Consider the following 14,465-nt stretch of genomic DNA (forward strand, 5'->3'; position numbering starts at 1 on the left):
CGGGGCGTGGGGCGAAAGATCAAGCCTTGTCATTTGCGCCCGGCGCCGCCCCGCGCCATCCTGGGCCGGAACAACCGCAGGGGCGCCGCGATGGATTACGACACGATATCGGCGCGGGATTTCGGTCAGGGTCTGCGCGGGCTTGGCCTGAACCTGCTATGCCGCGACCTGCGGCGCGAGGCGGCCTTCCTGACCGATGTCTTCGGCATGGCGGCGCATCGGGTCTCGGATGCCTTTGCGATCATGACGCTGGGGGGCGATCTGTTCCAGCTGCATGGCGATATCGCCTTTGCCACCCATCCGCTGCATGGCCTGCTGCCCGAGGCGAGACCGCGCGGCGCGGGGCTGGAATTGCGGCTTTACGATTGCGACCCCGATGCCGCCTGTGCCCGCGCGGCGGCGCATCCGGATGCGACGATCCTGCATCCGCCGACCGACAAGGCCGGCCATGGCCTGCGCGAGGCGGTGATACTGTCGCCCGAGGGTTATGCCTGGGTGCCCTCGCGCCCGCTGGGTTAGGCGGCGGGATCGGCGACATGCACCGCCGTTCCGGCCTCGGCGCAGAGCTTCATCAGCGCGGGCGGCAGCGGCGCATCGGTAAAGATCGCGTCGATCCCGGCCAGATTGCCCAACCGCACCGGCGCGCCCCGGCTGAACTTTGACGCATCCGCCACCAGAAACACCTGCCGCGACTGCCGGATGATGGTTTCGGACACCCGCACCTCGCTGAGGTCGTAATCCAGCAGGTCGCCATCCTGGTCGATGGCCGAAATCCCGATCACCCCGAAATCGACCTTGAATTGCTGCATGAACTGGCTGGCCAGATCGCCCACCAGACCGCCATCCGCCCGGCGCAGCGCGCCGCCCGCCACCATGATGTCGCAAGAGGGGTTGGCGACCAGGATATTGGCGACATTCATGTTGTTGGTGACGACCGTGATCTGGCGATGCTGCACCAGTTCGCGCGCGACCGCCTCGGTCGTGGTGCCGATATTGAGGATCATCGAGCAATTGTCGGGAATTTCGCGCGCGCAGGCCCGGCCAATGGCCGCCTTGGCCGCGTCATGCAGGCTGCGGCGTTCCTCATAGCCGATATTGCTGACCCCGCTGCGCAGGATCGCGCCGCCATGCACGCGGTCCAGCAGGCCGGCATCGGACAATTCGGTCAGGTCGCGCCGGATGGTCTGAAGCGTCACGCCAAAGCGTTCGGCCAGGCTCTCCACCACCACCCGGCCCTCGCTGCGGGCCAGTGCAAGAATTTCGGTCTGCCGGAAACTGAGCGCCACCTGTTCCTCCACCTTTCCCCGGTCCTGCCACAAGCGGCACGAAAAGTCATGCGTCGGACGCATCTTTGGCGTGCTGCGGCAATCCGTCGCCGATCGTGTAATAATCGCCCATCGACGCCACATGGATATGCCGCGCCAGCCGCCCGCCTGTCGGCCCGTCCACCACGCCCGCCTCGACCGAAAAGCGGCCATCGGCGGCGCGGAACCACAGCTTGCTGCCGCAGGTCGCGCAAAAGCCGCGCGAGGCGCCGCCGGGGGTGGTGAACACACGTTCCGACAGGCGGGACTGCCAGCGCAGGCTGTTGGGATCGGCGTCGAAACTGGCGCTGAAATGGCCTGACAGAACGCGGCATTGCAGGCAATGGCAGGCGGTCACCGGGCCGGCCGGGGCGGGCAGGTCAAAGCGGCAATCGCCGCAAAGGCAACTGGCCGGCAGCCGTTCGGGCAGGCCTTGCGGGGGGGCATTGGCCTCGGGGTCGTAATCGCCGCCATCCTCGGTGAACCAGCGTTCGGCGATGGTCAGGCCGGTTGTGCCCTCCAGCGCGCCTGCCGCGAACGAGATCCGCGCCTCGCCCGCCGGTTCCCAGAACAGAAAGGCGCCGCACTGCCCGCAATGGCCGCGCCGCGCGCTGTCCGAGGCGTGGAACCACCGCAGGCCCGTGTCGCGGATCAGGCGAAAACGGTCATGCGGCACCGAGGTCGCCGCCCAGAAATGCCCCGATTGCTTGCGGCATTGCGTGCAATGGCAGGTGGTCACCGGGCGCAGGGGGGCATCGACCTCGAACACCACCCCGCCACAGAGGCAGGCGCCGCGATGGGTTTCAGGCCGCGTCATGGAACACCCGGGCCAGAATGGCCTCCAATGCGCGGGCATCGGTTTCGGTAAAGGCGGCCTCGGTATCGCTGTCGAGATCGAGCACCCCCAAAAGCCGCCCTGCCCCGTTCCACACCGGCAAGACCAGTTCCGACCGGGTCGAGGAGGAACAGGCGATGTGATCCGCAAAGGCCTCCACATCCGGCACGATCTGGGTCTGGCCGGTGCGCGCCGCCGCCCCACAGACCCCGCGCGCGAAGGGAATCACCAGACAGCCATGCCCGCCCTGATAGGGCCCGATCTTGAGGGTTTCCGGCCCGGTCACGCGGTAAAATCCGGTCCAGTCCGACAGGGGGTGGCCGTGATGCAGCTCGCACACCACCGTTGCCATCAGCGCGACCGTATCGGTTTCGCCATGGCACAGCGCGTCGATCCGGGCGCCAAGGTCATTGTAATCCACCGCCATGCCGCTGTCCTTTCATTGCGCCGGTTACCGAATGCTAACGAACGGCGCTTAGCCTGCAAAGGAGTCAGAAGGAAGGAGTCGCGGATGGAACTTATCGCCACGCAATTGCCGGGCCTGTTGCTGGTTCGGGTCGGGCAGGATCGTATCGACGCCGCCGGGGCCATCCAGTTCAAGGATCGCATGCGCGAACTGATCGCTCCGGCACAGGGGCGTGTCATGCTCGACATGTCGCAGGTCGGTTTCCTCGACAGTTCGGGGCTGGGCGCCGTCGTCGGCGTGATGAAGCTGCTGGGGCCGGATCGCAAGCTGGAACTGGCGGCGCTGACCGCCAATGTGGAAAAGGTGCTGCGGCTGACGCGCATGGATTCGGTCTTTGTCATTCACCCGGCGGCGCCCGATGATCTGCGCGATGCGGGCTGACTTCGGGTCAGGCGGGTTCACCATGCCACAGCCGGATCTGCGACTGGAAATCGACAGCACCCCCCTCGCCGTGCGCGCGGCGCTGTCGCAGGTGCTGGGGCATCGGCTGGCCACCGGGCTGGCACCACATCGCCGGGGGGATCTGGAACTCGTGCTGGCAGAGGTGCTGAACAATATCGTCGAACATGCCTATGCGCAGGGGCAGGGCACGATCCTGCTGGAGCTGGGGGCGCGGCCGGGTGGGCTGCAATGCCGGGTGCAGGATTGGGGGCAGGCCATGCCGGGCGGCGCGCTGCCCGCCGGGCAATTGGCCCCGCGCCTGCCCGATGACCTGCCCGAAGGGGGATTCGGCTGGCATCTGATCCGCTGTCTGACCCGAGACTTGAGCTATGCGCGCGTCGGCGGCAGCAATGTGGTGACCTTTTCCATTCCGGAAACGGACAAGGACTGATGGCCCGGGTTGTTCGCGCAAGCGCAACATCGCCCTGAAAATGCCTTGATGGCTTCGCAATACCGCCTTGCCGTTACGGCAGTCTGTCCCTGTAGCTGCATAAAGCTTCCCTCGGCGCCGCGAGCAATGCCCCCACCCAGATCGTGGCGCCGAGGCACTTCCCCCCGCCCCTCCGCATGCTTAGTCTGGCCCCAGACAGGGGAGGACTGCGATGCGCGATTTCCAGATGCCGGGCCGGTCGGCGGTCTTTGCCAGCAATGCGGCCTGTGCGACCTCGCACCCGCTGGCGGCGAAGGTGGCGCTCGACATTCTGGCGCAAGGCGGCACGGCGGCGGATGCCGCCATCGCGGGCGCCGTGCTGCTGGGGATCTGCGAGCCGCAGATGACCGGCATCGGCGGCGATTGCTTTGTGTTACTGAAACCCGCGGGCGAGGAGCGGGTGATCGGCCTGAACGGGTCGGGCCGCGCGCCGGCCACGCTGGATGCCGCGGCGCTGCGGGCGGCGGGTCATGCGAAAATGCCGATCCACGGCATCGAGACGGTCACCCTGCCCGGCGCGATGGATGCCTTTCTGCGCCTGCATGCGGCGCAGGGTCGCCTGCCGCTGGCCGATGTGCTGGCCCCCGCCATTCACTACGCCGAGGAGGGCGTGCCGGTGGCGCCGCGCGTGGCGCGCGACTGGGCCGAGGATGCGTCGGTGCTGCAAGGCGATGCCCGGGCGCATTACCTGCTGGCCGGCGCAGCGCCGCAGACAGGGCAGGTCTTCCGCGCCCCGGGCCAGGCCGAAGTGCTGCGCCGGGTTGCCCGCGCGGGTCGCGCCGGGTTTTATGAGGGCGAGGTGGCCGAGGACATCATCGCCTCGCTCAACGCCCTGGGCGGCGGGCACAGCCATGCCGACCTCGCCGCCGTGCAGGCCGACTGGACCGACCCGATCACCGCCCGCTATCGCCGGGTGGATGTGCTGGAACACCCGCCGAACGGCCAAGGCGCGACGGCGCTGCTGATGCTCAACATCCTGCGGCAGTTCGATCTGGCCGCGCTCGACCCCTTTGGCGCCCCGCGCGCCCATCTGGAGGCCGAGGCCGCGAAACTGGCCTATGACGCGCGCAACCGCTTCATCGCCGATCCGACCGCGCGGCTCGATCACATGCTGGCGCCGGAAACCGCCGCACGACTGGCCGCGCTGATCGACCCGCACCGCGCGATGCCCGACCCTGCCTCGCTGACCGAGGCCGTCCACAAGGACACCGTCTATATCACCGTGGTCGATCGTGATCGCATGGCGGTGTCGCTGATCTATTCGATCTTCTGGGGCTTCGGTTCGGGCCTTGCCTCGCGCAAGTTCGGCATCATCTTCCAGAATCGCGGCGCCGGGTTCAGCCTGACCCCGGGACATCCGAACGAGGCGGCCGGCGGCAAGCGCCCGATGCACACGATCATCCCCGGCATGATGGCGCAGGACGGGCGGGTGGTCATGCCCTTTGGCGTGATGGGCGGCGCCTATCAGCCCTGCGGCCATGCCCGGCTGATCACCAATCTGGAGGATTACGGCATGGACCTGCAAAGCGCGATCGACGCGCCACGCTGCTTTGCCGGGCCCGAAGGTCTCAAGCTGGAGCGCGGCTATGCCCCCCCGATGCTGAACGCGCTGCATGCCATGGGCCACAGGGTGCAGCCGGCCGACGAACCGCTGGGCGGCGCGCAGGCGATCGTGATCCATCCGTCAGGCGTGCTGGAGGCCGCGTCGGACCCGCGCAAGGATGGCTGCGCCCTGGGGATGTGACCGATCAGTTCAGGTTGAACTGCAACGGATAGCGCCCATCCTCGAAATCGCCGAACAGATCGCCCAGATCGGGGTGATCGACTGGTTCGCCCGTGTCATCCGGGATCAGATTCTGTTCCGAGACATAGGCGACGTAAAAGCTCTGATCGTTTTCGGCCAGCAGGTGATAGAAGGGCTGGTCACGGTCGGGGCGGCTTTCCTCGGGGATGGCGGCATACCATTCCTCGGTATTGGAGAACATCGCATCCACGTCGAAGACCACGCCCCGAAAGGTGTGCTTGCGATGCCTGAGCACCTGACCAAGATGATATTTGGCTTGTGTTTTCAACATCTGACAGTCCCCCAACAGATTAGTAATCCTTTTGGGCTGTGCCGTCCATCAGCCGAGGGGTGATTCGCAGGAAACAGTCTGTCGGCCCGAATCAGACAAAGGCGGCGGAATTGCGGCCCCGCCTCGCGGATTTCTGATGCGGCAGCCGGTCGCGCCCCATTCACTCGCCCGCGGAATTGCCTTATCCTTGTGGGCAATAACAAGACACGCGAGGGGCAGATGAGCAGACTTCTCCGTGCGTCGATCCTATTGTTGTTGCTGGCCTCCTGCGGGGGCGGTGGCAAGTTTTCGGCGCCCCGCAATCTGGATGACGCTTGCGCCCTGCTGCGCGAGCGGCCGGAATATTACCGTGCCATGCAGGCGACCGAACGCCGCTGGGGCATTCCGATCCATGTGCAGATGGCCACCATCCATCAGGAAAGCAAATTCGTCGGCAATGCCAAAACGCCGCACCGTTTCGTGCTGGGCATCATCCCGATGGGGCGACAAAGCACGGCCTATGGCTATAGTCAGGCGCTTGATGGCACCTGGGAGGAATATCAGCGCGAAACCGGCAATCGCAGCGCGCGCCGTGACCGGATCGCCGATGCGACCGATTTCATGGGCTGGTACATGAATGGCACCGAACAACGGCTGGGCGTGTCGAAATTCGACGCCCGCAGCCAGTATCTTGCCTATCACGAAGGGCGGACCGGCTTTGCCAATGGCAGCTATAACGCAAAGTCCTGGCTGGTCGATGTGGCAGATCGTGTGGGACAGCGCTCGCAGACCTACCAGATGCAGCTGGCGGCCTGCGGGCGGCTGTAGGCGTTATTTGCGCCGCTGGGTCGCGATCTCGATCGAAAAGGTCGAGGGCTTGTAGTCGCGGCCCTTGGTCATGTCGCCCAGGATCATCGTGGTCTGCGACCCGGCATCATCGGTGATGATCCATTGCCGCAGCTCCACCGGATTGGCGGTGAACACCATCTCGATCGAGCCATATTCAGGATGCTGCGGATCCTGCGCGCGCACGACCGTCTTGTTGCCGTTCTCGCGGTGGCCGACGACCATCTTGGCGCGCGTCAGGTCGATCTTGTCGGCCAGAATCAGGTTCAGCGGCGTGCGTTTCAGCGGATATTGTTCGGGCGGCTGGTTGGATTTGCCGTCAAAGATCGCGACCTGCCCGCCCGAGGCCAGCACCAGATTGCGGTCGGGCGGCGCGTATTCGAACCGCACGCGACCGGGCCGTTTGATGAAGATGCGCCCGGTGGCGATGGAGCCATCGGCATTCACCTGGGTAAATTCCGCCTCGGCCGTGGTCAGGCTGTTGAGATATTTGGAAATCGCGGCAAGCGAGATTTTCTCGGCCTGCGCGGGAAAGGCGAGGGCCAGCGAGACGAGCGGGGCGAGAAGCGCGATACGACGGTTCATGCGACAGATATAGTGCAGCCCGGCGCGCCGCACAGCCCCCTTCCGGATTTCGTGAGCGGGTCGCCGCATCTTGTGAGGGGCGCCAAGCTGCGCCACACTCTGCACAGGAGGTGCCCCATGCCGCATACCCATCTTGGCCCTGCCGATGCCCCGGGCCATTGGCGCGACCATCCGGCGCATCGCAACTTTCTGCGCGCCGAGGCCGCGCGGCAATTCGCGTTCTTTGCCGCCAGCCCCCGGCGCTATCCACGCGCGGCCCCGGGTTTTCATGTGCTGGGCCATGACGGCGCCCCGCTGCCCGACGCGCTGCAAGAGCTGCATACCACCACGCGGCTGGTGCATTCCTATGCGCTTGGGGTGGCGGCGGGCGTGGCCGGGGCGGGTGAGATCGTCGATCAGGGCATGGAATATCTGTGGTCGCATCACCGTGATTCGCGCCATGGCGGCTATGTCTGGGGCACCGAGGGGCGCAAGGTCGCCGACGGGCGCAAGCTGGCCTATGGGCATGTCTTCGTGCTGCTGGCCGGGGCTTCGGCCAAGCTGGCGGGCCATCCCGACGCCGACCGGCTGATCGGCGATGTCTGGGCGGTGCTGGACGAACGGTTCTGGGAGGAAGGGCCGGGCCTGTTCGCCGATGAGTTCAACCGCGACTGGACGCCGTTTTCCACCTATCGCGGGATGAATGCCAACATGCACGCGACCGAGGCGCTGCTGACCGCGCATGAGGCGACGGGCGAGGCGGTGTTTCTTGACCGCGCGGGGCGCATCCTGGATTTCTTTCTGGGCCGCATGGCCCCGGCCGAGGGCTGGCGCATCCCCGAACATTACCATGCCGACTGGACCCCGGATCGCGCCTATGCCGGCAATCCGATGTTCCGCCCGGCGGGCACGACACCGGGACATTCCTTTGAATTTGGCCGACTTGCGCTGCAATGGTGGGATCTGGCCGGGCGACCCGAGGATGGCACGCCCGACCGGGCGCGGGCGCTGATCGACACCGCCTTGCAGGCCTGGCTGCCCGAGGGCGGCTTTGCCTATACGCTGCATTTCGACGGGCGGGTCGATGTGGCGAACCGCTATTGGTGGCCGGTGACCGAGGCAATCGGCGCCATTGCCGCGCTGATCAAGCTGGCGCCGCGCCCCGCGGATGAGGTCTGGTATCGCCGGCTCTGGACCTTTGCCGATGCCCGTCTGATCGACCATGCGCGCGGCGGCTGGTTCCCCGAACTGGATGCCGCCGGCCGCCCCGCCGCGACCCAGTTCCACGGCAAGCCCGACATCTATCATTCGGTGCAGGCCGCGCTGTTTCCGCTGGTCCCCGGCTTGTCGCATGCGGCGCGCGGGCTGGCCAACTTGGCGGATTAACGCTTTCTCAACCTTTTGCGTTCAACCTGAAGGTTGACGCGGTGTCGTTCCTGCGTTCACATTTCGGAAACAATACCGGCAAGGCAGGCACGCATAAGGGGCGAGCTATCAGCAGATCGAGGCAGCGGATGCGGACGGGAATTTCGGGAAGACGGCCCTGTATCGGGGCTGAGGCGGCACGGGGCTGGTGGATATTGCCCTCCATCTCGCTCGGATCGGGGATGTGGCTGATGCTCGGCCTTGCGCTGCTCTGACCGCACGCCCTTTCCCGCCATCTTTTTCGACCGTCCCGCGCCCGAGGTCGCCCCCGATCTGATCGGTGCCTGGCTGCGGATCGGCGCCACCGCCGGCCTGATCACCGAAACCGAGGCTTACGGCGCCAACGACCCCGCCTCACACAGCTTTCGTGGCCCCACAGCGCGCAATGCGGCGATGTTCGGCCCGCCGGGGCATGCCTATGTCTATCGCTCCTACGGGGTGCATTGGTGCCTGAACGTGGTCTGCCGGCGCGGTGAGGCCGTGCTGTTTCGCGCGCTGGACCCGCAACTGGGCCTTGACCTGATGGCCGCGCGGCGCGGCGCCGATCGGCCGGCGTTGCTGGCCCGCGGGCCAGGGCGGCTGGGACAGGCGCTTGGCGTGACCCGCGCCTTGGACGGCCTGCGCTTTGACCAGCCCGACCTCTGCCTTTCGCCGGGCGAGACACCGGCAGTCCTGACCGGGACACGCATCGGAATCACCCGCGCGGCCGACCTGCCCTGGCGCTTTGGCTGGGCCGGCTCGCCGCATCTGTCGCGCCGCTTTCCCGCCACCACCGCCTCCGCCCCCGGCTGATCCCGCGCGCCGTCCGCAATTGCAGCGCCGCATGTCGCAATTCGCCCATGCGGCATGTCGTTTTTGCCGTAGCGTCAGCTTGCAAGGTGCCGCCTCGCGGAGAATTGGGAAGCCGGTGCAACCCCGGCGCTGCCCCCGCATCGGTGACGGAAGACCGCGTGCAGACCCCCGGGAGGTGCATCCCGGGCCGGTCGCAAGCGTCGCTTCCCCAGCCCGGATACCAGCCTTGCACGCTATGCGGGAATTGCGGCCCAGGGACCGCAGCGCCCGTGCCAACAGGAAACGCCTGCGCGGGGAGGCGCGGGTCAGCGAGGATATGATGCTCAGCCAGTCCGACATGCTGGCGCGCCTTGGCGCGCGCCGTCCGAATTATGCGCTCGATCAGGCGCTTTATTGCGATCCGGGCGTCTATGCCCATGATCTGCAACATATTTTCTATCGGGAATGGCTGTTCGCCATCCCCGCCTGCGAATTGCCCAAGCCCGGCGCCTTTGCCACGCTTCAGATCGGCGCCTATCCGGTGGTGATCACGCGCGGCAATGACGGCATGATCCGCGCCTTCCACAATGTCTGCCGCCATCGCGGCCAGCGGCTTTGTGCGAAACCCACCGGCAGCAGCCCGAAACTGGTCTGCCCCTATCACCAGTGGACCTATGATCTGGATGGCAAGCTGCTTTATGCGCGCGACATGCAAGAGGGGTTCGACCCTGCGGAGCATGGGCTGAAAAAGGTGCATTGCGTCGATCTGGGCGGCATGGTCTTTGTCTGCCTGGCCGAGGTGCCGCCGCCGATCGCCGATCTGGCCAAGGTGATGATGCCCTATCTCGCCCCTTCGGGGCTGAAGAATGCCAAGGTCGCCCACAGCTCGACCATCGTCGAAAAGGGCAACTGGAAGCTGGTTATCGAAAACAACCGCGAATGCTATCACTGCGGCGGCTCGCACCCCTCGCTGTGCCGGACCTATTCCGACAACCCGCGCATGACCGCGATGGAAGGCCCGGATTCGGCCAGCCCCGACATTCTCGCGCATTGGAAGCGCTGCGAGGCGGCGGGCCTGCCCTCGCGTTTCGTGAACCATCCGCGGATGCAGTGGCGGCTTGCGCGCATTCCGCTGCTGAACAATGCCGAAAGCTATACGATGTCCACCAAGGCCGCCGTGGCGCGACGCATGGGCACGATGCCATTCAGCGATGCCGGCAGCCTGCTGTTCTTCCACTATCCGAACACCTGGAACCACTTCCTGCCCGATCACGCGATCGTCTTCCGCATTCTGCCGATCAGCCCGACGGAGACCGAAGTGACGACGAAATGGCTAGTGCCCGAGGATGCGGTGGAAGGGGTGGATTACGATCTGCAAAACCTGACCGAAGTCTGGATGAACACCAATGACGAAGACCGCCAGGTGGTCGAGGAAAATCAGGCCGGCATCCTGTCGCCCGCATATGAGCCCGGCCCCTATTCGACGATCCAGGAAGAGGGCGTGATCCAGTTCGTTGACTGGTATTGCGGCACCATGACCGAGCGGCTGTCGCCCGCTTCCGTCGCGGCGGAGTGACCGGCATGGGCAAGTATCGCGCCAATTGGTCGGCCGAGCCGTGGCAGGACAGCGAATTGCTGGAATGCGCCATGATCGTGCCGGAAACCAGCGACACGGCAACCTTCACCTTCCGCGCGCCTTCGGGCGCGTGGTTCGACTATCAGCCGGGGCAGTTCGTCACGCTGGATCTGCCGGTGCCCGGCGGCAATGTGCAGCGCACCTATACGATTTCCTCCAGCCCGTCGCGGCCCTTGTCAATCTCCATCACGGCCAAGGCACAGGCGGACAGCATCGGCACGCGCTGGATGCTGGACCATCTGAAACCGGGGATGAAGATCCGCGCCTATGGCCCCAACGGCATCTTCAGCTTTCACAAGCACCCGGCGCGGAAATACCTGTTCATCTCGGCAGGGTCGGGCATCACCCCGATGATGGCGATGACGACCTGGGCCTGGGATTCGGGCGAGATGCCCGACATCGTCTTTGTCCATGCTGCCAAGCGCCCCTCCGAGATCATCTTCCGCGAACGGCTGGAGCAATTCGCCAATCGCGTGCCCGGCTTGCAGCTGCGCTTTACCGTGAAGGAGCCCGATCCCTTCCGCGTCTGGCACGGGTTCAGCGGGCGGCTCAACCAGATCATGCTGGGCCTGATGGCGCCGGATTATCTGGAACGCGAGGTGTTCTGCTGCGGGCCGGAGCCGTTCATGCAGGCGGTGCGCGACATGCTGAACGCGCTTGGCTATGACATGAGCCGCTATCATCAGGAAAGCTTTGGCGCCCCCGTCGCGACCGAGGCCGAGGCGCCGGTGCTGGACGATGTGGTGCCCGATGCCACGTCAAAGGCCAGCGTGACCTTCGCCGCCTCGGGCGTGACCACCGCCTGCGCCGAAACCGATACGGTGCTGGCCGTGGCGAAACGGTCGGGGCTGAACATCCCCTCGGGCTGCACCTTTGGCCTTTGCGGCACCTGCAAGGTGAAAAAGACCGAAGGCGAGGTGCATATGGTGCATAACGGCGGCATTTCCGACGAGGATATCGCCAAGGGCTATATCCTGGCCTGCTGTTCGCACCCCCTGGGCGCGGTCAGCGTCGAGGTCTGAAATGGCAAGGGGCCGCAACGGCTGCGGCCCCCTCCCCCCGCCTGTCAGGCGACAATCTTTTGCGGCCGGGTCAGTTCCTCGGGGCGCAGGATGCGGTCGAGGCGGGTCTGGCTCATCAGCCCCTTTTCCAGCACCAGCTCATAGACGCCCTTGCCGGTGCGGTGCGCCTCCATCGCGACCTCGGTCGCGGCGGCATAGCCGATATAGGGGTTCAGCGCGGTGACAAGGCCAATCGACCGCTCCACCGTCTCGCGCAGCAACTCGCGGTTGGCGGTGATGCCGCGCACGCAGTTTTCCTCCAGCGTCTTGCAGGCGGCGGACAGATGGCTGATCGAGCGGAACAGGCTGTAGGCGATCACCGGCTCAAAGGCATTGAGCTGAAGCTGCCCGCCCTCGGCCGCCATGGTGATGGTCATGTCATTGCCGATCACCTCGAAGGCGACCTGATTGACCACTTCGGGGATCACCGGGTTCACCTTGCCCGGCATGATCGACGATCCGGCCTGTTTGGCGGGCAGGTTGATTTCGTTGAAGCCCGCGCGCGGCCCCGAAGACAGCAGCCGCAGGTCGTTGCAGGTCTTCGACAGTTTCACCGCGACGCGCTTCAGCACGCCAGACACCTGCACGAAGGCGCCGCAATCCTGCGTGGCCTCGACCAGATCGGCGGCGGTGATGACCGGAATGCCGGTCACCTCGGCCAGACGTTCGCGCACGCGCTCGGCATAATCCGGGTGGGCGGTGATGCCGGTGCCGATGGCGGTGGCGCCCAGGTTGATCTCGCGGATCAGCTGCGCGGCCTCGGCCAGGCGGGCCTCATCCTCGCCCAGCATGACGGCGTAGGTGTTGAATTCCTGCCCCAGCGTCATGGGCACGGCCTCCTGAAGCTGGGTGCGGCCCATCTTCAGCACATCGGCGAATTCGACCGCCTTGTCGGCAAAGGCGCCGCGCAGCGAGGCCATGGCTGCAATCAGCCGGTGCATCCCCGCCCAGGCCGCCAGACGCAGCGCGGTCGGATAGACATCGTTGGTGGACTGGCTCAGGTTCACATGCTCGTTCGGGTGCAGGTGGCGATAATCGCCCTTCTTGCGGCCCATGATTTCCAGCGCGCGATTGGCGATGACCTCATTGGCGTTCATGTTGGTCGAGGTGCCGGCGCCGCCCTGGATCTGATCGACGATGAACTGGTCATGCAGCTTGCCGGCGCGAATCTCCTCGCAGGCGGCGACGATGGCGTCGCGGCGCACCGGCGACAGCAGCCCCAGATCGGCATTGGCCAGTGCTGCGGCCTGCTTGATCGCGGCCAGCGCCACGATCAGATCCGGCACCTGACCGATGCTCTGGCCCGAGATCGGGAAATTCTCCACCGCGCGCAGGCTGTGGACCCCCCAATAGGCCGTCGCCGGCACATCGCGGTCGCCAAGAAGATCGTGTTCGCTGCGGGTTCTTTTCATGGGTTCCATCGCATGAAGGTGCTGGGGCCGCGCAAGGCGGAATGCCCGGCGGTCATGCAGGATTGGACTTTGTTTGATCTCACATGGCCTGTTCGCGGCCGGTATCGCTGAGATATGCCCAAGGAAGCGGCATTTCCAATGCCAATATCGGCAAGGTTATTCCGTTACGGAATAATCTCAAGACTGGCCGCCGCGGCCCAGACCCGGTTGGTCAAGCCACGCCCGCGCGCGGCGTTGCGATAGAGCCGGATTTCCAGCGGCAGCTCTGGCCCGACCACGGCCAGCCGCCCGTCGGCCAGTTCCGCCGCGACCATGCGGCGCGGCAGCCAGACGATGCCATGCCCCTCTACCGCCATGGATTTCATCGCCTCGGCCATGCTGGCCTCGTTGGTATGGGCGACATAGACGCGCGGGGCGCCGGGCTGGGCCTGGGCAATCGCCGCCATCAGGCCCAGGAACGACCCGCGCGAATATTGCAGAAGCGGCATCGCCTCGCCCTCGGTCGCCCAGAGCGCGGGGCGGTTGGGCCGGGCCACGGCGACCAGCGCATCCTGCCCCACCACCAGATGTGGAAAGCCGCGCGGATCCAGCGGTGTCGGCACCGCATCATGGTGAAATGTCAGAAAGAAATCATAACCGCCCTCGGTCAGCGCCTCCAGGCAGCGGTCGTAATTCTCGGGCTTGACCCGGGTCGCCACCGGCCCCAGCACCTCGCGCAGACGGGTCAGCCAATGCGGCAGAAAGGTCACCGTCAGGCTGTGCAGCGCCACCAGCGCGATGACCGGGCCGCTGTCCTTCTGGTGGCGAAACTCGGCCCGGCGGGCGTCGATCATGCGCACCGCCTCCTCGGCGGTTTCGCGAAACAGCCGCCCCTCTGGGGTCAGCGTCACGGGAAAGCTGTCGCGGCTGACCAGTTCCGCGCCCATCCAGTCTTCCAGCGCGCGGATGCGGCGGGAAAACGCGCTTTGCGTCACGCCGCGCTGTTCGGCGGCGCGCGAAAAGCTGTGCGTGTCACACAGGCTCAGGAAATCTTCCAGCCATTTGAAATCCATCCGCGCCCCCCGGTCGCCATCTTATGCAAGCCGGGCGGCGGCGAAAAGCCGTGTCGGCGCTGCATCACGCGGGCGCTGCCCGCGCCTTGCCCCCCTTGCGGCGCGCCCCGCCCCGACGCTATCCTTGGTGGATAAAAGGCCAAAGGCCACGAGCAGTCGCGGGCATCC

At 65.9% G+C, this 14,465-nt stretch carries 16 protein-coding genes and 1 riboswitch; of the genes, 9 read left to right on the plus strand and 7 right to left on the minus strand.

What is annotated here, in order from left to right; all coding sequences use genetic code 11:
• The first annotated feature begins 90 nt into the window (after positions 1 to 90).
• Complete coding sequence (locus FOA17_RS08920; protein ID WP_149141122.1) at positions 91 to 519, plus strand: glyoxalase; 429 nt, start codon at positions 91 to 93, stop codon at positions 517 to 519.
• Here the strand turns inward: FOA17_RS08920 and FOA17_RS08925 are convergent.
• The 3 genes from FOA17_RS08925 to FOA17_RS08935 are packed head-to-tail and all read right to left on the minus strand — an operon-like array spanning position 516 to position 2,566.
• Positions 516 to 1,286 (minus strand): DeoR/GlpR family DNA-binding transcription regulator, encoded by a 771-nt coding sequence (locus FOA17_RS08925; protein ID WP_149141436.1) that lies wholly within the window; start codon positions 1,284 to 1,286, stop codon positions 516 to 518. The two genes, FOA17_RS08920 and FOA17_RS08925, sit on opposite strands and share 4 nt — an antisense overlap.
• 46 nt (positions 1,287 to 1,332) lie before the next feature.
• Positions 1,333 to 2,121 (minus strand): GFA family protein, encoded by a 789-nt coding sequence (locus tag FOA17_RS20375; protein WP_149141123.1) that lies wholly within the window; start codon positions 2,119 to 2,121, stop codon positions 1,333 to 1,335.
• On the minus strand, positions 2,108 to 2,566 hold the full coding sequence (locus tag FOA17_RS08935) for a GAF domain-containing protein (RefSeq protein WP_420841698.1): 459 nt from the start codon (positions 2,564 to 2,566) through the stop codon (positions 2,108 to 2,110). Before FOA17_RS08935 ends, FOA17_RS20375 begins: the two co-directional genes overlap by 14 nt.
• A gap of 84 nt (positions 2,567 to 2,650) precedes the next feature.
• On the opposite strand from FOA17_RS08935, the gene FOA17_RS08940 reads away from it, so the two are divergent.
• From FOA17_RS08940 to FOA17_RS08950, 3 genes are all read left to right on the plus strand, one after another.
• Positions 2,651 to 2,986 carry an STAS domain-containing protein gene (locus tag FOA17_RS08940; protein WP_149141124.1) on the plus strand — a complete coding sequence of 112 codons (336 nt, stop codon included), beginning with the start codon at positions 2,651 to 2,653 and terminating at the stop codon, positions 2,984 to 2,986.
• Between the two features lie 22 nt (positions 2,987 to 3,008).
• On the plus strand, positions 3,009 to 3,437 hold the full coding sequence (locus FOA17_RS08945; protein ID WP_162528209.1) for an ATP-binding protein: 429 nt from the start codon (positions 3,009 to 3,011) through the stop codon (positions 3,435 to 3,437).
• 211 nt (positions 3,438 to 3,648) lie between these two features.
• Complete coding sequence (locus FOA17_RS08950) at positions 3,649 to 5,220, plus strand: gamma-glutamyltransferase family protein (RefSeq protein WP_149141126.1); 1,572 nt, start codon at positions 3,649 to 3,651, stop codon at positions 5,218 to 5,220.
• 4 nt (positions 5,221 to 5,224) lie between these two features.
• On the opposite strand, the gene hspQ is transcribed toward FOA17_RS08950, so the two are convergent.
• On the minus strand, positions 5,225 to 5,551 hold the full coding sequence (gene hspQ / locus FOA17_RS08955; protein ID WP_149141127.1) for a heat shock protein HspQ: 327 nt from the start codon (positions 5,549 to 5,551) through the stop codon (positions 5,225 to 5,227).
• Positions 5,552 to 5,770: 219 nt separating this feature from the next.
• Here hspQ and FOA17_RS08960 point away from each other — a divergent pair, with 219 nt between their 5' ends.
• Positions 5,771 to 6,358 (plus strand): transglycosylase SLT domain-containing protein, encoded by a 588-nt coding sequence (locus tag FOA17_RS08960; protein ID WP_149141128.1) that lies wholly within the window; start codon positions 5,771 to 5,773, stop codon positions 6,356 to 6,358.
• Positions 6,359 to 6,361: 3 nt separating this feature from the next.
• On the opposite strand, the gene FOA17_RS08965 is transcribed toward FOA17_RS08960, so the two are convergent.
• Positions 6,362 to 6,961 carry a LolA family protein gene (locus FOA17_RS08965; RefSeq protein ID WP_149141129.1) on the minus strand — a complete coding sequence of 200 codons (600 nt, stop codon included), beginning with the start codon at positions 6,959 to 6,961 and terminating at the stop codon, positions 6,362 to 6,364.
• Between the two features lie 117 nt (positions 6,962 to 7,078).
• Here FOA17_RS08965 and FOA17_RS08970 point away from each other — a divergent pair, with 117 nt between their 5' ends.
• The 4 genes from FOA17_RS08970 (at position 7,079) to FOA17_RS08985 (ending at position 11,794) form a co-directional block, all read left to right on the plus strand.
• Entirely contained in the window at positions 7,079 to 8,326 is a 1,248-nt protein-coding gene (locus tag FOA17_RS08970) for an AGE family epimerase/isomerase (RefSeq protein ID WP_149141130.1), read from the plus strand.
• A gap of 240 nt (positions 8,327 to 8,566) precedes the next feature.
• Positions 8,567 to 9,157, plus strand: coding sequence for a DNA-3-methyladenine glycosylase (locus tag FOA17_RS08975; RefSeq protein WP_149141131.1), 591 nt, complete (start codon positions 8,567 to 8,569; stop codon positions 9,155 to 9,157).
• Between the two features lie 67 nt (positions 9,158 to 9,224).
• A riboswitch (cobalamin riboswitch) is annotated at positions 9,225 to 9,400 on the plus strand.
• Between the two features lie 76 nt (positions 9,401 to 9,476).
• Positions 9,477 to 10,712: an aromatic ring-hydroxylating oxygenase subunit alpha gene (locus FOA17_RS08980; protein WP_149141438.1), complete on the plus strand. Its 1,236-nt coding sequence runs from the start codon at positions 9,477 to 9,479 to the stop codon at positions 10,710 to 10,712.
• 5 nt (positions 10,713 to 10,717) lie between these two features.
• Positions 10,718 to 11,794 carry an FAD-binding oxidoreductase gene (locus FOA17_RS08985; RefSeq protein WP_149141132.1) on the plus strand — a complete coding sequence of 359 codons (1,077 nt, stop codon included), beginning with the start codon at positions 10,718 to 10,720 and terminating at the stop codon, positions 11,792 to 11,794.
• A gap of 44 nt (positions 11,795 to 11,838) precedes the next feature.
• On the opposite strand, the gene aspA is transcribed toward FOA17_RS08985, so the two are convergent.
• Together aspA and FOA17_RS08995 are read right to left on the minus strand one after the other, a co-directional pair.
• The gene (gene aspA / locus FOA17_RS08990; protein ID WP_149141133.1) at positions 11,839 to 13,245 is read right to left on the minus strand and encodes an aspartate ammonia-lyase; all 1,407 of its coding nucleotides are present in this window, start codon (positions 13,243 to 13,245) and stop codon (positions 11,839 to 11,841) included.
• Between the two features lie 164 nt (positions 13,246 to 13,409).
• Entirely contained in the window at positions 13,410 to 14,297 is an 888-nt protein-coding gene (locus FOA17_RS08995; RefSeq protein WP_149141134.1) for a LysR substrate-binding domain-containing protein, read from the minus strand.
• Positions 14,298 to 14,465 lie beyond the last annotated feature (168 nt).

This window comes from Gemmobacter caeruleus, assembly GCF_008271655.1.
Classification (GTDB): domain Bacteria; phylum Pseudomonadota; class Alphaproteobacteria; order Rhodobacterales; family Rhodobacteraceae; genus Gemmobacter; species Gemmobacter caeruleus.